Genomic DNA, 19700 nt, shown 5'->3' on the forward strand with positions numbered 1-19700 from the left:
AGCCGCACGCGTCAGCCCCGGGCCATCAGCCTGGGGCTGACGCGTGCGGCTGGGCCTTCAGCTACGGCCCCCCGTGGCCACCACGTCGTTGTAGGGATCCTTCGGCTCGGGGACGCGCTGAACGGCGGTGGCGTCCAGCGCCGGGGCGGCACCGTCCGTACCTACCTCGCCGGTGGGATGCCAGGTGCCGGTGACGGTCACCCACGCGTCGGCGGGCGGCGCCGCGGCCGCGTGTACCCGCACTTTGCGCACCGTGGCATCGGCGGCGCAGCAGCTGATGGCCAGGCGGCTGACGTACCAGGTGCCGTGGCGGCCGGGGGTGACGAATCCGGTGAGGCGGATGGTGCGTCCCTTCAGGGTGCCGCTGGTATCCCAGACGGCACGGGAGGTGAAGTCGTTCAGCGACATCTCGACAGCCTGACCGGCGGGCAGGGCGGGGAACAGGCTGCTGCCGGGCGCGGAGGGCTTCGGGGAGGTGGGGGCCTTGGCGTCGTCGCGGGCGGCGGTGTACGAGCCGAGGGCGGGCGGCGCCAGGAACAGAATGGTCAGGGCCGGTACGTACAGCAGCCAGGCGACCCGCGGACCGCCCGCATGTCCGTGACCGTGGCCATGATCGGAGCCTTGATCGTGGTGCGCACGGGGGCGGTTGAGGGGGAAGCCGTCGCGCGCGGCGCTGACCGCGCCGAGCACGATGAGCAGCACACCGGATGCGATGAGCGCGGGCTGAAGCCCGGGGCGGACGTAGCGCAGATACAGATCGCTCAGCAGGGAGATGTGCAGCAGACCGACGCCGAGGAACAGGAGCAGCAGCACCTGGATGTTGCGCTTCACAGCAGCCACCACCCCACCACGGCGCTGCTCACCATCGCCGTGACCCAGGTGGCCGACGAGAAGCGCAGCGCGAAGGCGCGCCCAAAGGTGCCCGACTGCAGGGCGATCAGCTTCAGGTCGACCATCGGGCCGACGACCATGAAGGCGAGCCGGGCGGTGGGCGAGAAGCCGGTGAGCGAGGCGGCGACGAACGCGTCGGCCTCGGAGCAGACCGCGAGGAGCACCGCGAGCAGCCCCAGCAGGGCCACCGACAGCCACGGGGAGTCGGAGAAGAGCCGCAGTACCGAGTGCGGCACCGCGACGTTGAAAGTGGCCGCCGCCGCCGCGCCGACCACGAGGAAGCCCCCGGCGTGCAGGAAGTCATGCTGGAGGGAGACCCGGAACTCCTCCGCACGGCCGGCGCCGGGGGCGTGCCCGGTGGGCCCCTTCGGCAGGCGCAGCCACTCCTCGCGGCCCACCCGCAGCCAGAGCCAGCCCATGGCGACGGAGGTGNGCCGGGGGCGTGCCCGGTGGGCCCCTTCGGCAGGCGCAGCCACTCCTCGCGGCCCACCCGCAGCCAGAGCCAGCCCATGGCGACGGAGGTGAGCAGCGAGGCGACGAGGCGGGCGGCAACCATCCCGGGGTTGCCGGGGAAGGCCACATAGGTCGCGACCAGCACGATCGGGTTGATGGCCGGGGCCGACAGCAGAAACGCCAGTGCCGCCGCAGGGGTCACCCCGCGCCGCATCAGGCTGCCGGCCACCGGCACCGAGGCGCACTCGCAGCCCGGCAGAACTGCCCCGGCCGCGCCCGCCACCGGCACCGCGAGCGCCGGGTTGCTCGGCAGCACCCGGGTGAAGACCCGGGCCGGGACGAACGCGCTGACAGCGGCCGACACCAGGGTGCCCAGCAGCAGAAACGGCACGCCCTGGATGACGATCGCGGTGAACACCGTCCGCCACGCCGCCACCGCACGGTGGTCGAGCGCGGCGGTGACATCCGGCCCCCATACGAGGGCGGCACCGCCGAGCACCACCACCGGAACGCCCGCGATCAGCGCGTGCGAGGCGACGCGGACCGCCGTGCCCATCCCATCGGCTCGGTCGGCTCCATCGTGGCGCGGCGGCGACGCCCGGTCGCCGTCGCCGCGTTCACGCAGCGGCGGCGCTATGTCGACATCGCTGTCCTTCACGTCTCCCCCACAAGGTCCTTCGCCACGGCGGTGTGCGGAGCTACCTTAGCGGCGACGAGCGGCGCCGCCCGCGACCGGCCGCGCACCCTGGTCGTCTGCCGGGGCTGCTGCTGCGGCAACCCTCGCAAGCACCCCTGCGCCGCCGCGATGCCTCGCGGCCGCCCGCCTCGACGAGGCCACGGCAGCGTGCGTCGCCACCACGCTCCAGGCCCTGGCCACGCCCTCCCTGCTGCTGATCCTCACCACTCTGCGGCAGTCGTCGCCCGAGTCCTCGACCAGGCGGTCCACCACATCGAACACCGCGATACCCACTGACCCCGGCCGGGCGCGGCGGCTATCGGGAGCCGTACGGAAGCAGGGCCCCGCGCTCGGCGAACAGCCGCTCCGCCGCACTCAGCAACGCCTCCCGCGTCGCAGCGACCCGCTCTTCGTGCCGCGTCCTGTCTGCCATCTTCACCACCACATCGGGACCTCATCAGCTCCGCGACGACCGGCCCCACAGACCACCGCGGATCCTCGCCCCAGCCGGCGAGGTCAACCGTCGAAAACCTACGCAACAGCACGTCGCGGACGATCCTCGCCACTTCACGCCACGTCGGGCCCTTGATTGCCGCCTTCGGCTTGATGCGAGATACCCCTGGGCGCTACTTTAAATAAGTCCATTGATTTAAGACTGTGGCCTTTGTGGTGAGCCCGTCGTACCGGACTCCAGGGCCTGACCGTCGGCGGCCTGCGCGAGGTGCCCGTGCGCTGGTGACCCGTGGTCCGGCCACCCCCACCCCTTTCCCCCATGAGGACCATGAGGAGTGCCATGAGCAATGCCCTTGACCGCGCCCCGGATGCGGACGTGCCCGAGTTTCCGATGCCCCGGGCGGCCGGGTGCCCGTTCGCCCCGCCCCCGCAGATGATGCGACTGCACGCCGAGCGGCCGGTCTCCAGGGTCCGCCTGTGGGACGGCAGCACGCCCTGGCTCGTCACCCGCCACGCCGACCAGCGCGCCCTGTACGGCGACCAGCGGCTCAGCGTCGACCCCACCCGCCCGGGCTTCCCCCACGTCAGCGCCGCCTTCCAGGAGGCCCTCAGCAAGAACCCGCCGTCCTTCCTCCACATGGACGACCCCGAACACGCCCGCATCCGCCGCATGGTCACCGGCCCGTTCATCATCAAACGCATCGAGGCCATGCGGCCCGCCGTCCAGAAGATGACCGACGACTTCATCGACACCATGCTCGCCGGACCGAAACCCGCCGACCTGGTGGAAGCCCTCGCACTGCCCCTGCCGTCCCTGGTGATCTGCGAACTGCTCGGCGTCCCCTACGAGGACCACGCGTTCTTCCAGGAAAAGAGCGCGGTCGGGGTCCGCCGGGACGCCTCCCCCGAGGAGACCCGAGCCGCCTCCGGCGCACTCCTGACGTACCTGGACGAACAACTCCAGGCCAAGCTCGCCCACCCCGCCGACGACGTGCTCTCCGACCTGGCCGCCCGCACCAAGACCGGCGAACTCACCCGCCACGAGGCCGCCATGCTCGGCCTGCTGCTGCTCGGCGCCGGACACGAGACCACCGCCAACATGATCGCCCTGGGCGTCCTCGCCCTCCTCGAACACCCCGACCAGCTCGCCGTCGTCCGCGACACCGACGACCCGAAGGTCCTCGCGGGCGCGGTGGAGGAGATGCTGCGCTACCTGACCATCGTCCACAACGGGCAGCGCCGCCTCGCACTGGCGGACATCGAGATCGGCGGGCAGCTCATCCGCGCCGGGGAAGGCGTCATCATCCCCGGCGCCACCGGCAACTGGGACCACGACGTCTTCCCCGACCCCGAACGGCTCGACATCCACCGCGACGCCCGCCGCCACATGGCCTTCGGCTTCGGCGTCCACCAGTGCCTGGGCCAGCCACTCGCCCGGCTGGAACTCCAGGTCGCCTACCGCACCCTCTTCCGCCGCGTCCCCACCCTGCGCCGGGCGACCCCGCTGGAGGAGATCCCGTTCAAGGACGACGGCGTCGTCTACGGCATCTACGAACTACCGGTGGCCTGGTAACCGCAGCCGACCGAACCTCGGCCGCGCCTGGGCCCACACGCCCGGCCCGGGCGCCGAGCCGGTGGAGGGCCGCCGGGAACAGCTGACCGCAACCACCCTCTGAGCCATCCGGGGACGCCCCATGCCCACGCCGTGCCTTCCCGCGGATCAGCCCCGGCGGATGGGAAGGACCACTGCCGACGGATGGTCCGGGTCGTGGAAGACCTGCTGGTCGGCGGGGCGGAGGATGGTGGCGGTGGCGCGCGGTTCGCCGGTGCCGGGATTGCGGTTGTAGCGGGGGAAGGCACCGCTGGACACCTGAACGCGGATGCGGTGTCCGCGCTGGAAGCGGTACGCCGTCGGCCACAGCCTCACCTGCGCCGCGCGGGTCTCGTCGGCGCCGGTGAGACTGATCAAGCCGTCGCAGACGTTGGTCGAGCGGCCGTCGGCGTCGACGCCGCAGAGGCGGACGAAGACGTCGGCGAAGGGGAGGCTGGAGCGGAAGAAGATCTCGGCGCTGACCTCTCCGATGACCTCAACGTCGCTGTTCAGTACGGGAGTTGTGTAGGTGAGGACATCGGGGCGGGCCTCCAGGGCGGTGTTGTCGACGCGGCCGGCCTTCTCGCCGAACGCCATGCGGACACCGCCGACGGCCGGGGTGGGGTCGGCAGGGTCGTAGCGGTAGCCATCGGGGGGTGATGCCCCGGGTTCCTCGGGGGCCAGGGCGCCATCGGGCTGGAGGTGGAAGCGCTGGGGTTCATAGCCCGGTGGCGGCCAGGACGGGAAGTCGCGCCACTTCTCCTCCCCCATGACGAACAGACGCACCGGGGCGCGTTCGGCCGGCTTCTCACCCCGGGCCAAGGCCAGGCCGAAGTCGAGGGCCTCGGCGGTGTACGTGTGTCCCACGTCCATGGAGATGTGGGTCCAGGGGCCGACGGTGAGACGGGCCGCGGAGTGTCCGGCGTCCTGAAGGGCCCGGTGGTCGCGGAGTTGGCCGGGCAGGAAGATGTCGTACCAGCCCCCGACGCTGCTCACCGGCGCGGTGATGTCGGCGACCCGGTCGCGGTGATCGAGATTCTGCCAGAACGGCGCGTCGGCATCATGGACAAGGATGTTCTGGAGGTAGTCATCGCGGTGGCCGATGGCGGCGGAGTCGGCCTGATTCAACGGCAACGTGCGCAGGGCGCGTTGGACCTTCTTCCCGCCCAGCATCGCGCGCACCATGCCGAGGCGGCGTTCCTGGCCTGCGACCTGGACGCCCCAGACGAACGGGGTCTCCAGGGAGAAGGCGTCCGAGTGGAGGAAGTCCAAGGTGAGGGCCGATTCGGAAACGCCGGGAATCATGGCCTTGACCTGGGGTGGCACGGCGTCGGCGACCGCCCACTGGGTGAAGCCGCTGTAGCTGGCGCCGCAAAGGATCATCGATTCACCGAACCAGGGCTGCTCGATGATCCAGTCCAGGGTGTCCAGGCCGTCCTCGCGCTCGCAGCGCAGCGGGTCGAAGGGGCCGTCGGAGCCGAAGGTGCCGCGTGTGCTCTGGATGAGCACTTGGAAGCCGCGTTCGGCCAGCGGCCGGACCATCGGGGCGGCGGTCATGCCGGACCTGCCGTACGGCAGGCGGATGAGCGCGGTCGGCAGGCCGTCGCCACCGGTTTCCGGTGCCCAGCGGTCAGCCAGCAGGACGGCCCCGTCACGCATCGGGACGCGCAGATCACGGACGACGGTCAGGTCCCTGGTCCGGGGAGGGGGCAGGCGCAGCATGCGCTGGACGACGTGGCTGCTGAGGTTCATCGGGGGCGGTCTCCGGGTGTGGGGGCGAGGGTGAGGCGACCGTGGGCCAGTGCGGTCGAGACACGCAGCAGGCGGTCCGCCAGCTCCTCGGGGTCGAGGGGGCCGTCCGCATCGATCACCCAGTCGTTGACGATCGCGCCGGTCCCGCCCGTGACCAGCGCCGCCAGGTCCTGGGCGGTGGCCTCGTCGAGGTCGCCGAACACCTCCCGCAGGCCCTCCATGGTGACGAGGGAGCCGAACAGCCTGTTCAGGGCCCGGGTCATGGGAAAAGCACAGGAGCCGGTGAGCATCGCGCGGTAGAAGGGCCGGTACCGGGCGAAGTGGCGGGCCATCGCCAGCATGCGCGCACGGCGCGACGCGGCGATGTCTCCGGCGTCGGGGAGCAGTTCCCGTTCGACCAGGTCGGCCGCGGCCGCCACGAGGAGCGAGTCACGGTCCCCGAATTGCAGGTACACCAGCTGTCGGCTGACGTCCGCGGCCTCGGCGAGGTCGGTGACGGGGAGCGCGGTGGTGCCGCGCTCGGAAACCAGGCGCACCGCAGCGGCCATCAGGGCGGCACGGGAGCGGAGCACCCGGCGGTCTTGTCGATCCTGCACACGTCGACACTAGACACGTGTCAAAAAATGGGCAACTGTTAAATGGAACGCTTTAAGCTTTGCCCGTGAGGAGCCACCGATGTCCGCAGCCGGATCCCCCGAGCCCGAGGTCCGCACCGCCGTCGGCGCGGTGCGCGGCCGGGCGGAAGGCGGCCTGGCCGTCTTCCGCGGCATTCCGTACGCCGAGCCGCCGCTCGGCGAGGCCCGCTTCCAGGCGCCCCGGCCCGTGAGTGGCTGGGACGGCGTACGGGAGGCGTACGCCTTCGGCCCGCCGCCCCCGCAGGACGCGAACATGGGCGGTCGCAGCGGCGGTGGCCTGTTCTCCGGCACGGGCGACGACTGGCTGACGGTCAACGTCTGGACGCCCGCCCCGGACCCGGCCGCCCTGCGCCCGGTCATGGTGTGGATCCACGGCGGCGCCTACAAGCACAGCTTCTCCGGCAGCCCCGGCTACGACGCCCAGCACATCGCCCGCGAGGGCGACGTGGTGTTCGTGTCGCTGAACTACCGCCTCGGCGCCGAGGGGTTCGCCCGCGTCGACGGCGCCCCCGCCAACCGTGGCCTGCTCGACCAGGTCGCCGCGTTGCAGTGGGTGCGGCAGAACATCACGGCGTTCGGCGGCGACCCCGAGCAGGTGACCATCCTCGGCGACTCGGCCGGCGCCGGGTCCATCGCCTCCCTGATGGTCATGCCGCGCGCGGTGGGGCTGTTCCGGCGGGCCGTCGGACAGAGCCTGCCGGGCACATTCCTCTCCGACGCCCTGGCCCGGGACGTCGCGGCCACCCTCGCCACCGAGGCGGGCCTGCGCCCGACGGCATGCGAGCTGTCCGGTGTGGATCCGCGTGAGCTTCCGGCGGTCGGGCACGCGCTGGAGACGAAGATGCGGCAGTACGACGACCGCTGGGGGACCTTCGCGCACACGCTGTCCCTCTTCTCCCCCGTCGTCGACGGCGAGGTGCTCCCGGCCGCACCCTGGCAGGGACTCGCGGGCGGCGCGGGACGGGATGTGGAGCTGGTCATCGGCCACAACCGGGACGAGTGGCGCACGTTCCTCCTCTTCGGTGACCTCTTCGGCAAGGTCACCGAGGAGCAGGCGACGCAGGCACTGCGCCACTTCGGCCCCGGCGATGACGGAGAGCGCGCCTATCGCGAGGCATTCCCGGACGCGTCCGCCGAGGAGCTGTTCGAACTCGTGCAGAGCGACTGGCTGTTCCGCATGCCGACCCTCCACCTGGCCGAGGCCCAGGCCGCCGGGGGCGGAAAGGCCTACCTGTACGAGCTTGCCTGGCAGTCCCCCGGCCGGGGCGGACTGCTGCGCGCCTGCCACGGCCTGGACGGCCCGCTGCTGTTCGGCACCTACGACGCCCACTTGGGCCCGGTGGCCATCGGCCCCGAGCACACCGACCAGGCCCGCGAGCTGACGTCCCAGATACGCACGGCCTGGACGTCCTTCGCCACCTCGGGCGCCCCGGGCTGGCCCGCGTACGACTCCCGGCAGCGCATGACCCGGGTCTTCGACGCCCCGCCGGCGGTCGCCACGTACCCCGAGGAGACCTCGCACCGACTATGGCAGGACCACACCTTCGACGCGCTTCCTCTGCTGACCGCCTGACGCGGATGACCCGGGCGCGCCGCGCCCGTCAACCGGTGCCGTCGGCCCGGAGCACCAGGTCGAGCAGGCCGGGGAAGCGGGCATCGAACTCCTCGCGGCGCAGCCGGTTGACCCGCCTGGGTCCCTGGTCACGCTGTTCGACCAGACCGGCGCCACGCAGGACCGAGAAGTGGTGGCTGAGCGCGGCCTTGCCGACCGGGACATCGAAACTGCCGCAGCCGCGCGTCCATTCGACGGAGCCGGCCAACTCCCGGACGAGCTGGATGCGCACGGGATCGGCGAGCGCGGACAGCGCGGTCAGGACGGACACCTCGCTGGGATCCGTGTGCACCGGCGCCGCGCGGTGACTGCGGCCCGCCTCCTGGTTTGCCATGACCCTCCTCACCTTGCCCAGTGTTCGACGAACACCTTACAGTCCCCAGTGTTCGCTTTTCATTGAACACCAGCTCATTGATCATTGTCGGAAGGATGTGTCTCGCCGATGCGTGCGATCGAGTTCCAGGAGTACGGCGGTCCCGAGGTACTGCGGGTCGTGGAGGCAGAGGCCCCCGAACCGGGCCCGGGGCAGGTCACCATCGACGTCGCCTACGCGGGCGTGAACTTCGCGGACCTCAAAGCCCGCGCCGAGGGATACCGGGTGGCATCGCTGCCCTGTCGCCCCGGTCTGGAGGTCTCCGGGCGGATCCGGGCCGTCGGCCACGGCGTCGAGGTACTGCACCCGGGACAGGAAGTCGCCGCCCTCGTCGGCGGCGGCGGCTACGCGGAGGTGGTGGCCGCCGAGGCGGCCACCGTCTTCCCGCTCCCCGAGGGCCTGGACCCGCGGGCCGCGGCCACGTTCCCCACCGTGCTGCCCACCGCGCACGCGCTCCTCCACGAGGTGGGGCGGCTGCGCGCCGGGGAGAGCGTGCTGGTGCACGGTGCTGCCGGGGGCATCGGCACGGTGGCCGGACAGCTGGCCCGGGCGGCGGGCGCCGGTGCGGTGTACGGCGTGGTCTCCTCGGCGGCCAAGGCCGGACACGCCCTGGAGCACGGCTACGACGAGGTGTTCACCACCGACACCTTCCCCGACGACGTCCACCGCGCCACCGGCGGCAGGGGCGTCGACCTGCTCCTCGACCCGGTCGGCGGCGACACCCTGCGCCGCGGCCTCGACACCCTGGCCGTCTTCGGGCGCCTGGTGTCCTTCGGCAACGCCAGCGGGGCCGAGCCGTGGCACGTCGGACAGGCCGACCTCGCCGCACAGGGCCGCTCCGTCGCGGGCTTCTCCATCCTGGCCCTCGCACAGTCCGCGCCCGAGGCACTGCGCTCCCTCACCGAACGCGCCTTCCCCACCGCCACCGACGGCACCGTGACCCTCCCGGTCACCGCGGAGTTCCCACTGCCGGACGCGGCCGAGGCCCACCGCCTGATGGGCGGACGCACCTCCACCGGCAAGCTGCTGCTGCGGATGACCGACTGAAGAGCACGGCACACCACAGCCGCACCCAAAGCAACAGGAATTCGGGCAAGGAATGAATGAGAGCAGTACACCTCGAGGATACGCAGCAGTCGTGGGGAAGATACCCGCTCCCGGACTTGTGCTGGGCGGCGTGTGCGGAATCCAGTTCGGCGCGGCCTTCGCGCCCCAGGTGTACCCGCAGGTAGGTGCCGCGGGCGTGGTATTCCTGCGCCTGCTGATCGCGGGTGTCCTTCTGTGCCTGGTGTGGCGCCCCCGACGGCAGGCGCTCGACTCGGTGAAAGGCGCATGGGGGACGGTGATCGGCGCCGGGGCCCTGCTAGCGGGGCACCACCTCGCGTTCTACGAGGCGGTGAACCACATCCCCCTGGGAGCCGTGGCCACCATCGAGTTCCTCGGCCCGTTCGTCATCGCCCTGGCCGGATCACGACGAGCGGTCGACCTCCTGCCCGCATGCCTGGCGGCCGCCGGTGTCCTTCTGCTCGGCGGAGGTGGCGTTCCCCTCGACCCGGGCGGCCTCGCCCTGGCCGCGGTGGCGGCGTCCTGCTGGGCCGGCTACATCCTCGTCTCCTCCCGCATGGCACGACGCCTCAGCGGCGGCCAGGGCCTGGCGCTGGCAGTGCTGTGGGCAGCACTGCTGAGCACCCCGTACGGCATCACCCACGCCGGAACCGCGCTGCTGGACCCGCAGGTACTGTGGGTGGCCGCGGTGGTGGCGGTGGCGGCCAGCGTGCTCCCGTACTCGCTCAACCTGGAGGCCCTGCGCCGGATCCCCCCACGCGTGTTCGGCGTACTCACGAGCCTGGAACCCGCCGCCGGCGCCCTGTTCGGACTCCTCATCCTCGGGCAACGGCTGGCCTGGCCGCAGTGGCTCGGCATCGCCGCAGTCGCCCTCGCCTCCGTCGCCGCCACGTACCTGGGAACCGGGGAACGACCGCGCTCACGGGTGACCGCGAAAAGCGAAACGCCCCATGGCGGACGGACTTCGCGGGCCGAGAGCGACAACGTCGCCGTGCCGGTCGAGTGACTCCCACAGGGAACGCGGCGTCTATGAGGAGCGACCGGGCCTGAGCGTCACTACTCGACCGCGGACAAGATCGACACCCTCTACTCCCACATAGCGGAAAAGGGCCTGACTCCCCCGGTGCTCAACGACGGGCAGGAGGGTCCCGCCCCGTCCCACAAGAAGCTGCTCATCGAGTGCGTCCGCAATCGCAACATCACCCTGGTCGCCGCGACCACGCTGCTCACCCAGGTCGTCTACATGGGCACCAACGTCGTTCTGCCGGCCTATCTGCACAACGTCGTCGGTCTTTCCCTCGCCGCGTCGGCCGGGCTCAGCGTGGTCTTCACTCTCACCGGCATCCTGGGGCAGGTGCTGTGGCCGACCCTGTCCGACATCATCGGCCGCAGGACGACCATCATCGTGTGCGGGCTGTGGATGGCCCTTTCCGTTGGCTGTTTCTACTTCGCCACCTCCTCGCTGCTCGTGGTCGTCATCCAACTCGCCTTCGGGCTCGTGGCCAACGCCGTCTGGCCCATCTACTACGCCGCCGCGTCCGACGTCGCCCCAGCGGGTGCCCCTCCACGGCGAACGGGATCATCACCACCGCGATGTTCATCGGAGGCGGCATCGCGCCCGTGGCCATGGGCAATCTCATCTCCCTCGGAGGAGGCTGGAGCTCGTCGGCAGGGTACGCGGTCTGTTTTGCCGTGATGGCGATCTGCGCCGTGGGCGGCGCACTGCTGCAGTGCTTCGCCCGGCAGGTGCAAACTCCACCCCGACCCTCTCGTGGTCCCGGAAACGGCCGCGGCCCTGGGAGGAAGCACACCCAGTGCCTGAAGCCGGCCCGGCGGAGCGGGATCCGCGGCCCGGGGCGGGCCGGGCGCCACTTCAGGGGTGCGTTCAGCCGGCGCCGCTTTCTGCGGCGTCGAGGCGGACGCTCCCCGCGTCCAGCCCGCTCTCGGCGATGGCCGTACGAAGGGAGGCCCCGACATCAGGCTCCCGCCGCAGCCCCTCACGCAACGCGCGGGTGCACAGGGCGTGTTGGCCCGGCAGTCGCGGCGCCAGCTCGGCACGTGCCGGACGGGCGGCGAGGATGTGAAGGCCCACGTGCTGCGGGCCCGCTTGGGCGCCGGGTCGATCCCGGCCTCCTCAGCATCTCCCAGACGATCCGCCGCTGGTTTGCAGCGCCTGGTCGCCGTCCCCGCGGGCAAGCGCCTCTCGGAGCTGGACCGGCTGCGCGCTCACCCCGGGCACAGGCCGTCTCCTCGCCGGGGACCGGCGTCCGGCCACCCTGGCGGCGTTCGCCGCGGTGATGCCGCAGGTCGCGCGGACGAAGGTTCGACCTGGTGATGGGCGATCTGAGCCCCTACTCCAGCACCAAGATGGCCAAGCAGCGGCCGCGGACGCTGAAGACCTGGACGCCGCGGCGATCCTGCTGCGTCAGGCGTGGAGACGGCCTCTGGCGCATCAACGCCTACAAGGACCCGTTCGGCCTGCCGGCGGGTGTCTTCGCGTGCCGGACAACCGCTTCTTCCTCGGTCGGCCCGGCCATGCGCCCCGTCCACAGCAGTCACTCAGCGTGCCCGCGACACTGGCAAGCCTGCGTCTCGCTGGCGCCCTAGGGTGCGTTTCAGAAGTGGATCTTGATGTGTCAAGATCCACTTCGTGGGCGGCATGATCTGACGAATGCGCAGTGGGCGAAGTTGGAGCCGTTGCTCACGGTCGGCAAGAAGCCTGGACGGCCACCGGTGCACACCAAGCGGCAGTTGATAGACGGCATACGCTGGCGTACCCGCGCCGGTGCTCCCTGGCGGGACGTGCCCGAGCGGTACGGCCCGTGAGACGGTGTACGGCCTCTTCCGGCGTTGGCAGCGGGACGGCACCTGGCACCGCATCTTCGAGCAGCTGCAGGCCCGGGCCGACGCCGAGGGACTGATCACCTGGGATGTCTCAGTGGACTCGACCGTCGCTCGCGCCCACCAGCATGCGGCTGGTGCCCGCAAAAAGGGGATCTGCAGATCGAGCCGCCAGGCGGTGTGTTCACCGAGCCCGAAGACCACGGGCTCGGACGTTCCCGGGGCGGGCTGACGACCAAGCTCCACCTGGCGGTCGAGCAGGCCCAGAAGCCGATGTCGCTGGTCATCACGGCCGGACAGCGCGGGGACTCCCCGCAGTTCCAGGTGGTCCTGAGATGTATCCGGGTGCCCAGGATCGGGCCTGGCCGCCCGCGCACCCGGCCGGACAGGGTTCGTGCCGACAAGGCGTACAGCTCCCGCGCGAACCGCGCCTACCTGAGCAAGCACGGTATCCACTGCACGATCCCGGAGAAGCGCGATCAGATCGCCAACCGCAAGAAACGCGGCTCCCACGGCGGCCGGCCGCCGAAGTTTGACAAGAACGACTACAAGCAGCGCCACGCGGTGGAGTGCGGAATCGCCTCAAGCGCCACCGTGCGGTCGCCGCGAGATACGACAAGCTCGCCGTCCGCTACGAAGCGACCGTGCTTATCGCAGCCATCAACGAGTGGCTGTGACCAACAGGTTTACAACGGTCCCTAACGTCCATTCGCGGACTGGTTGCGAAAAGTGATCATCCGATCGGGCTCAATCCGAGCCCAAGGCAGCGCGCTCATCCAACTGTCCCACGCCTCGCGTCCGTACACCTCGATCAGGAACGACGCCAGCCCCTCGTCCTCTGTCGGAAATACCTCCCGGGCCCTGCCGTGCACCGTGATCTGCAGCCGCTCGCCGTCAATGACCGAGGCGGAGACTGCGGAGCGAGCCCGGATGTGTCGGAACCGCAAGGAGTCAGCCCCCGACCCGAAGTGGAAACGCCCCCGATAGAACAGTCCGTCGACGGGGCCCACCCGGGGTTCACCTCTGGCCGTCCGTGGTGGCCAGCGCCATCACGCGCATGGCCCCCATCTCGGTGACCACACCTGCCGCATCGAGTCGGCGCCCCGCAGTGATGATTGAACGCAGATGAGGGCCTGCCGCAGCATACGAGTCGTCGAGCAAGTGCTGTAACCGTTCCAGATCCTCCGGACTCTCATACATGCCATCAGCATGCCAGAACATGGATCAGCCCTTTGAAAATACCTTCGAAAAGCCCCCGAGGCCGTTTCGTTTGGATCAGCCCGTCGCTGGTTGGAGCGTGCCGTTAACAGATACGCAGTGGGCGCGGATCGAGCCGTTACTCCCCGACCGAACGCTGAAGCGAGGCGGCCGGTGGCGTGACCACCGGCTTTTGACCGCGAGACGTACAAGCAGCGCAACACCATCGAGCGATGCATCAACCGCTTGAAGCAGTGGCGCGGCATCGCCACCCGCTACGAGGAGACCGCGATCATCTACCTGGCCGGGCTCCACGTAGCGGGCATCTTCCTGTGGTCTGCCCGGTGATAATCGGACGAGGCCGCCTAGTAGCTGTCGTAGCTGGGCTTACCATTTGGCCGGTAGACGGCGACGATGGTGCCGCCCTTCGTCGTCGAGACGCTGATCGGCTCCAGCGCAGTGGGGATCGCTCCGTCGGCGAACAGCCGCTTGCCGGTGCCGATGATCACCGGATGGATGGTCAGCCGGTACTCGTCGACGAGGCCGTGCCGCATGAGGGTCTGGGCGAGGTCGCCACTGCCCACGACGTTGATGTTGCCGCCGTCGGATGCTTTCAGCTTGCGTACGGCATCGACGATGTCGCCCTCCAGCAGCGTGGAGTTATGCCACTCGACGGATGTCAGGGTCCGAGACGCCACGTATTTGTGCGTGCTGTTCATCCGATGGGTGAACGGGTTGTCGGGATCGGCGGTCGGCCAGTACGACGCGAAGATCTCGTACGTCTTGCGGCCGAGCAGCATCGCGTCGGAGAGCTCGTACCAACCGGCGATGGCCGTGCCGACCTCGTCGTCGGCCACCGGCTTCTGCCAGCCGCCGTACTCGAAGCCGCTCTCAGAGTCCTCATCCGGACCGCCCGGCGCCTGCATGACGCCGTCCAGCGTCAGGAACGTGCAAACGATGATCTTGCGCATGGTGCGCTCCCTTCGTCGACGGGTAGACCGCACAATCGCCGGAAACTCATCGGCGGAACTTCCGCGGCGCAGCACCAGGGCCGTCGTCTGGATCAGCCCGGCTGTGAAGTGCGGTACCTCTTCGCCGACCCGAGAGGGTCTGGTTCGAAGATGTGCGCTCCAGACCCGCGCAGCCGAGTCACCACGTCGATCCATCATCGGTTTTCATGATTCGGGCCATCTGCGGGGCAGCTCACCGCCATCCGGTCCCACGGCAACCGTTTTGGCTGGTCAAGAGGCAAGGGGGTAACACGGGTACCACCAGCCGAAGAACCTCCTGGCGGGTTTCCCTCGCCCCGTCGGATGGCCCCACTTCCCAACATCGAGAAACTCGCCGCGAGAGATCTGCACCTCGACCGACGTACCGAAACGCCTCTGTCTCGAAGCCGACCCCGCCAAACGTCCGGCCCATAGCGGGTCACTCAGTGTGCCCGCGGCACTGCCGGCTTGCGGCTCTGCGGCGCCCCTTGGCGGGGCATTTCCCGGGGAGAATCTGGGGAGTATCCCCCCGCTGGGGAGCGCCTGGGGAGAATCAACCGCATAACGCGGCACCACGCTGAAAGATGCCGAAAGATCGTTTGCGCAGGTCAGCTCCAGGTATCGCCGCATTACCGCAGGTCCGCGCCCTCGATGGACAACTTCATGACAAAGTCGAGCGGAAACGATCTGAGAACAGCTGGAAGAGGCTCCCGCCTTCCCGAATCCACCCGCAGCGGTTGCCAGCATCGCAGGACGCCACCAGCCCTCGACAAACACTTTGTTACCCCGCACCCCCGCGCCCTTGCCGACGGTTCCCTTCATCAGCACAAGCGGCGGTGAAAGGCCCCCAGGAAAACCACGATGCTGCTCTGCGACCAGAAACAGGAGCTTTGGGCCACGGGCTGGACGCAACAATGAGACGCCCGTTCCGCATGCCCGGCGGCGACTCCAGCGAGCGGGCGCCGGCCTCCCCCAACCAGCCTTCACAGATGGCGCTCACGGGGCGCCGAAGCCTTTCCCACACCGGTACTGTCCCCAGACAACCACCACCGCCACGGCAAAGGAGACCCGGTGACCGGCCACCCGCCCAGCACCCAGGACATCGAAACCCGGCAGGTAACAGACGCCTGGACCCGCATCGAAACCTGGATCGCCCACCACGCCCCCCACACCCAGGGCCTCCTCCTCACGGGCGCCTCCCCGGACGCCGTCACCGGTCTCCAGAGGCAGACCGGCGTCCGCATACCCTCCTCCCTCAAAGCCCTATGGGCCCGCTGCGCAGGAACCCGGTCAGCCCGGCACTCCACCTTCCTCATGGGAGGCCACGCCCTGATGCGTCTGGAGACGGTTGCCGCGAAGTACAGCCAGGAGATGAGCCACCAGCGCCTCCACACCGACGACACCGTCACCTGGCGCGCAGCCTGGATCCCCGTCTTCTCCTTCTCCGCCGACGACCAGACCTCCGGCCTCTACATGGACACCGAAACCGGAAGACTGTGTCGCTGGACCCGCTACGCACAACACCACCCCGAACCCGAATACGAATCGCTCACCGACTACCTCGAAGAGATGGCCGACTCCCTCGAAACCCCCGACCTGGCAACCTCAGACAAACCCGGACTCGTCGCAGGCGCCCTCGTCTGGGGCAGCATGATCAACCCTGACGACGAACACCTCTGGACCCCCCTGACAGCCTGACGGTGCACGCAGAAACAAACGAGGGGGGCAGCCCAGACTGCCCCCCCCTCACCTGTGTCTCAGGCCGCTACGTCAGACCTTCTTCCACGCACACGTCGCATCGGTGCCCGAGCAGTGATCGAACCCCGGATTGGACAGGAAGAACCCGTCCCCATCCAAAAGCCGCCACGCAGGAGCCGGGAAGCTCTTGAACGCCTGCTGATTCTGCGTGCTCGGAACAGCAGCCCGGCCGCACTTCGGCTGAGCCGCCGGACCGTCCCCATCCACCCTCGTGTCGGCCAGAAGTCCGAAGGCGGAATTCCCGCTGTTCACCTTGTCGGTGAAGAGCTGCGCGCATTCGTCGCCGCTGGCGACCTCGTTGACACCGCCGGGGAATCCGCCGCTCTCGTGGGTGGAGGCCATCGCGAACTCATCGCAGTCCACGGCCCCACCGAAGCGTCCAGCGGCGGTTTCGTCCAGTTCCCGCACACCTTGTTGCGGCTGTTGTCCGACGTCCACGGCTTGCCCGTGTTGGGGTTGACCACCGTGGTGTCGGGTCCCAGGTAGTGCAGGGGCTCATCGCCGGCCCCGTTGTTGTGGACCATGGCCTGCTGCATCCACCAGTAGTAGGCACCGGCCGCCGGATACAGGTTGGTGTCCACCGTGTATTGCGGGTTGAAGTACGGCAGCACACAGCCGGGAGAGGAGCCGCCCACGATGTTATCGCAGCGCGGTGCCAGCTCCCGATTGTCCGCCTTCCCGCTGGACCCGAAGTCCGCACTCACCGGGCCGATGTCACTGACCGCGACCTCCGCCCTGACCTTCCAGCTCAGATCGATGCGCTCCTTGCCGGTACCGGTCCACTTCACCGTGGAGTTCGCGGTCTGCGCAGCATTGGGACCGTACTCCCCCGCATTCCAGAAACCGTCATCGATCGTGCCGGCGTACGGGCTCTCCCAGCGCACCGCGGTCTTGTCGCACGTCGTTGTGCACGAGACCCCTAGATCCCAGTACATGTTGACGCCCATCAGGGCCTGGTGGATCTGGAGCGGCGTCAGCAGAAGCTGCTGGTCGAACGAGCAATGCTCAGGACTTGTGGATCAGCTCCTCTGGAGGATGCGCGAGGGCGTACCTTCCCGAGTGAGTGGTCGTCAAGTCACCGAGTAGGCCCGCGCTGTGAACGCGGGTCGGGAAGGTACGCCCGTGCTCAGCGTAGTCAACGAAGACGGCACGACCGAGGCCGGTTCCCTGATCGACGAGATCGTCCGCGACGGCCTCGGCGGATGCTGGCCGCCGCCCTGGAGGCGGAGGTGGACCAGTACATAGCCGAGCTGGCCGGTCAGCGTGACGAGGCCGGCCGCCGGCTGGTGGTGCGCAATGGCCGCCACCGGCCGCGGACGGTCACCACGTCTGCCGGGCCCATCGAGGTGGCCGCCCCGCGCGTGAACGACAAGCGGGTCGACGAGGAGACGGGCGAACGTCAGCGGTTCTCCTCGAAGATACTCGCGCCGTGGTGCCGGAAGTCCCTGAAGATCAGCGAGGTGTTGCCGCTGCTCTATCTCCACGGCCTGTCGTCGGGCGACTTCGTGCCTGCGATGGAGCAGTTCCTGGGCTCCTCGGCCGGGCTGTCGCCGGCTACGGTGACCCGGCTGACGAAGCAGTGGACCGCCGATCACGCCGCTTTCCAGCGTCGTGACCTGGCCGATTCTGATTATGCCTACATGTGGGCCGATGGCGTCCACCCCAAGATCCGCTTGTCCGAGGCGCACTCCTGCCTCCTGGTCCTGATGGGCGTCCGCGTCGACGGCGCCAAGGAGCTGATCGCGATCGCCGAGGGCCTGCGCGAGTCCGCCGAGTCCTGGGCGGACCTGCTGCGTGACGGCCGACGGCGCGGGATGCGCGACCCGATGCTCGTGGTCGGCGACGGCGCTACGACTTTCCCGCCGAGCACTGGATCCATCTGAGGCCACGAACCCCATCGAGTCGACCTTCTCCACCGTGAAGCTTCGGACCAAGGTCACCCGCGGGGCCGGCAGCCCGGCAGCCGCCCTGGCGATGGTGTTCAAGCTGGTCGAGTCCGCCCAGGCCCGCTGGCGCGCGATTACCGGGGCCTCCCTCGTCGCCCTGGTCCGCTCCGGGGCCAAGTTTGAGAACGGCGTCCTGGTCGAGCGGTCCGAGGTGGTCGCATGAAGGACATGTTCGCTGCACTCGAAGCCCTGACCGACCGCGAACCGGACCGACGGGACGCCGCAGCGATGCTCGGCGATCTTCTACGCGGCACCGGCCTGGACGCCGATACGGCCCGGCTGACCGTCAACGAGCCCGCCACCAGGGTCCGGGAATCCGCTCTGATCTGACCTGGCATGCCTGGCTTCGGTGCGCGGCCGCCGAAGTGATGCGGCACGCGCCGCGCGCGACGGCCGGACCAGGCCTACGCGTGGTCCCGCACGATGATCTTTCCGGTGTTCTTGCCGTGCAGCATGCCCAGGAATGCGTCCACGATGTGCTCGAACCCGTCCACCACCGTCTGGTCCAGCGCTAGCCGGCCGCTCTGCAGATGGGGGACCGCGAACTCGTACAGCTCGTCCTGCAGCTCGCGGTAGTTGCTGACCAGGAAGCCCTCCATGCGGAGGCTCTTCTCCACGATGTCCGAGTAGTTGAAGTGCGGCGGGGGCGCGTCCGGGGTGTTGTAGCGGCTGATGGTGCCGATCCGGACGATGCGCCCGAACTCGCGCAGTGCGCCCACCGCGGCGGCCAGTTGTTCACCGCCGACGTTGTCGACGAAGACGTCGATGCCGTCCGGCGCAGCCTTGGCGAGCAGTTCAGCGGCGAGGCCGTCTTGGTAGTCGAACGCCGCGTCGTAGCCCACCTCCCGGGTCAGGTGGTCGACCTTGGCCGCCGAGCCCGCGCTGCCCACGAGTCGGCCGGCGCCCAGCAGCCGGGCGAACCGGCCAGTGGCCGTGCCGACGCCGCCGGCTGCGGCGGAGACGAAGAGGTCGTCGCCCTCGCGGAGCCGGGCGATGCGGGTGAGGCCCACGTAGGCGGTCAGTCCGGTGCCGCCGAGGACGCTCAGGTACGCCGTCAGGGGGACCCCGTCGAAGCGGGGGAGTTTGCGGATCTCCTCGGGTCGGACCACGGAGTGCGTGCGCCAGCCCTGCCGGTGGAACACGATCTCGCCCTCGGGCAGCTCCGGCGTCCGCGAGGCGACGACGCGCCCGAGGGTCCGGCCCTCGAGCGGTGTGTGGAGCGCGAAGCCGCCGGGCACGTCGTCCATCATCTCGCGGTGGTACGGGTCGACGGACCAGTAGAGGTTCTCCACGAGCGCGGTGCCGACCGCAGGATCGGGAATCGCGGACTCGACGAAGGCGAAATCCTTGGTGGTGGGGAAACCGTGGGGGCGGGCGGTCTGCTGGACGGTGATCGCGTTCTCGGTCATGACGGGACCGTAGGACGGGAATGGAGCCCTCGGGCAGGCGGTTGGGCTCATGTGACGCC

15 protein-coding genes and 7 pseudogenes are annotated in these 19700 nt (G+C 69.6%); 12 read left to right on the forward strand and 10 right to left on the reverse strand.

All coding sequences use genetic code 11. The features are described from left to right. Window positions 1–57: 57 nt before the first annotated feature. Complete coding sequence (locus tag EEJ42_RS04565; RefSeq protein WP_123098719.1) at window positions 58–831, reverse strand: TIGR03943 family putative permease subunit; 774 nt, start codon at window positions 829–831, stop codon at window positions 58–60. Then, window positions 828–1900 (reverse strand): annotated as a pseudogene (locus EEJ42_RS04570) (permease). The gene EEJ42_RS04565 and the pseudogene EEJ42_RS04570 overlap by 4 nt, the downstream one beginning before the upstream one ends. A 132-nt stretch (window positions 1901–2032) precedes the next feature. On the opposite strand from EEJ42_RS04570, the pseudogene EEJ42_RS52460 reads away from it, so the two are divergent. After that, window positions 2033–2137 (forward strand): annotated as a pseudogene (locus EEJ42_RS52460) ((2Fe-2S) ferredoxin domain-containing protein); the annotation flags it as partial. 22 nt (window positions 2138–2159) lie between these two features. Beyond that, window positions 2160–2261: pseudogene (locus EEJ42_RS52465) on the forward strand (ArsR family transcriptional regulator); the annotation flags it as partial. A gap of 102 nt (window positions 2262–2363) precedes the next feature. On the opposite strand, the pseudogene EEJ42_RS54480 reads toward EEJ42_RS52465, so the two are convergent. Further along, window positions 2364–2453, reverse strand: a pseudogene (locus tag EEJ42_RS54480) (TetR family transcriptional regulator); the annotation flags it as partial. 360 nt (window positions 2454–2813) lie between these two features. On the opposite strand from EEJ42_RS54480, the gene EEJ42_RS04590 reads away from it, so the two are divergent. Further along, window positions 2814–4046 carry a cytochrome P450 gene (locus EEJ42_RS04590; RefSeq protein ID WP_221179322.1) on the forward strand — a complete coding sequence of 411 codons (1233 nt, stop codon included), beginning with the start codon at window positions 2814–2816 and terminating at the stop codon, window positions 4044–4046. A gap of 147 nt (window positions 4047–4193) precedes the next feature. Here EEJ42_RS04590 and EEJ42_RS04595 read toward each other — a convergent pair whose 3' ends face one another. Together EEJ42_RS04595 and EEJ42_RS04600 are read right to left on the reverse strand one after the other, a co-directional pair. Further along, a complete protein-coding gene (locus tag EEJ42_RS04595) occupies window positions 4194–5816 on the reverse strand; it encodes a CocE/NonD family hydrolase (protein WP_123098721.1) in 1623 nt (540 codons plus the stop codon). Further along, a complete protein-coding gene (locus tag EEJ42_RS04600) occupies window positions 5813–6412 on the reverse strand; it encodes a TetR/AcrR family transcriptional regulator (protein ID WP_246096047.1) in 600 nt (199 codons plus the stop codon). The genes EEJ42_RS04595 and EEJ42_RS04600 overlap by 4 nt, the downstream gene beginning before the upstream one ends. A 79-nt stretch (window positions 6413–6491) precedes the next feature. On the opposite strand from EEJ42_RS04600, the gene EEJ42_RS04605 reads away from it, so the two are divergent. Continuing rightward, a complete protein-coding gene (locus EEJ42_RS04605) occupies window positions 6492–8024 on the forward strand; it encodes a carboxylesterase/lipase family protein (protein WP_123098722.1) in 1533 nt (510 codons plus the stop codon). 28 nt (window positions 8025–8052) lie between these two features. Here the strand turns inward: EEJ42_RS04605 and EEJ42_RS04610 are convergent, their stop codons facing one another. Then, window positions 8053–8397: an ArsR/SmtB family transcription factor gene (locus EEJ42_RS04610; protein WP_123098723.1), complete on the reverse strand. Its 345-nt coding sequence runs from the start codon at window positions 8395–8397 to the stop codon at window positions 8053–8055. A 108-nt stretch (window positions 8398–8505) separates the two neighbouring features. Here EEJ42_RS04610 and EEJ42_RS04615 point away from each other — a divergent pair, with 108 nt between their 5' ends. The 4 genes and pseudogenes from EEJ42_RS04615 to EEJ42_RS04630 all read left to right on the forward strand — a co-directional run bounded on the left by EEJ42_RS04615 (window position 8506) and on the right by EEJ42_RS04630 (window position 13019). Further along, window positions 8506–9483 (forward strand): quinone oxidoreductase family protein, encoded by a 978-nt coding sequence (locus tag EEJ42_RS04615; protein ID WP_123098724.1) that lies wholly within the window; start codon window positions 8506–8508, stop codon window positions 9481–9483. 91 nt (window positions 9484–9574) lie between these two features. Further along, complete coding sequence (locus EEJ42_RS04620; protein ID WP_246096048.1) at window positions 9575–10507, forward strand: EamA family transporter; 933 nt, start codon at window positions 9575–9577, stop codon at window positions 10505–10507. Window positions 10508–10624: 117 nt separating this feature from the next. Further along, the gene (locus EEJ42_RS51680; protein WP_221179323.1) at window positions 10625–11197 is read left to right on the forward strand and encodes an MFS transporter; all 573 of its coding nucleotides are present in this window, start codon (window positions 10625–10627) and stop codon (window positions 11195–11197) included. Between the two features lie 935 nt (window positions 11198–12132). Beyond that, window positions 12133–13019, forward strand: a pseudogene (locus EEJ42_RS04630) (IS5 family transposase). Between the two features lie 340 nt (window positions 13020–13359). Here the strand turns inward: EEJ42_RS04630 and EEJ42_RS52475 are convergent. After that, entirely contained in the window at window positions 13360–13563 is a 204-nt protein-coding gene (locus EEJ42_RS52475; RefSeq protein ID WP_246096050.1) for a hypothetical protein, read from the reverse strand. Between the two features lie 159 nt (window positions 13564–13722). Here EEJ42_RS52475 and EEJ42_RS52480 point away from each other — a divergent pair. Then, window positions 13723–13887 (forward strand): annotated as a pseudogene (locus tag EEJ42_RS52480) (IS5/IS1182 family transposase); the annotation flags it as partial. Window positions 13888–13904: 17 nt separating this feature from the next. Here the strand turns inward: EEJ42_RS52480 and EEJ42_RS04650 are convergent. Beyond that, window positions 13905–14510, reverse strand: a complete 606-nt coding sequence (locus tag EEJ42_RS04650; protein WP_184502933.1) for a dihydrofolate reductase family protein — start codon at window positions 14508–14510, stop codon at window positions 13905–13907. A gap of 1089 nt (window positions 14511–15599) precedes the next feature. Between EEJ42_RS04650 and EEJ42_RS04655 the strand changes: the two genes are divergently transcribed. Further along, window positions 15600–16226, forward strand: coding sequence for an SMI1/KNR4 family protein (locus EEJ42_RS04655; RefSeq protein WP_184502934.1), 627 nt, complete (start codon window positions 15600–15602; stop codon window positions 16224–16226). 308 nt (window positions 16227–16534) lie between these two features. Here EEJ42_RS04655 and EEJ42_RS50170 read toward each other — a convergent pair whose 3' ends face one another. Continuing rightward, the gene (locus EEJ42_RS50170) at window positions 16535–17233 is read right to left on the reverse strand and encodes a hypothetical protein (RefSeq protein ID WP_148081847.1); all 699 of its coding nucleotides are present in this window, start codon (window positions 17231–17233) and stop codon (window positions 16535–16537) included. 175 nt (window positions 17234–17408) lie between these two features. Here EEJ42_RS50170 and EEJ42_RS04670 point away from each other — a divergent pair. After that, window positions 17409–18395: pseudogene (locus EEJ42_RS04670) on the forward strand (transposase). Continuing rightward, window positions 18392–18562: a hypothetical protein gene (locus tag EEJ42_RS50630; protein ID WP_184502937.1), complete on the forward strand. Its 171-nt coding sequence runs from the start codon at window positions 18392–18394 to the stop codon at window positions 18560–18562. The pseudogene EEJ42_RS04670 and the gene EEJ42_RS50630 overlap by 4 nt, the downstream one beginning before the upstream one ends. 74 nt (window positions 18563–18636) lie before the next feature. On the opposite strand, the gene EEJ42_RS04675 is transcribed toward EEJ42_RS50630, so the two are convergent. Beyond that, entirely contained in the window at window positions 18637–19641 is a 1005-nt protein-coding gene (locus EEJ42_RS04675) for an NADP-dependent oxidoreductase (protein ID WP_123098731.1), read from the reverse strand. Window positions 19642–19700: the final 59 nt, after the last annotated feature.

Source organism: Streptomyces botrytidirepellens (genome assembly GCF_003721215.1).
GTDB lineage: Bacteria > Actinomycetota > Actinomycetes > Streptomycetales > Streptomycetaceae > Streptomyces > Streptomyces himastatinicus.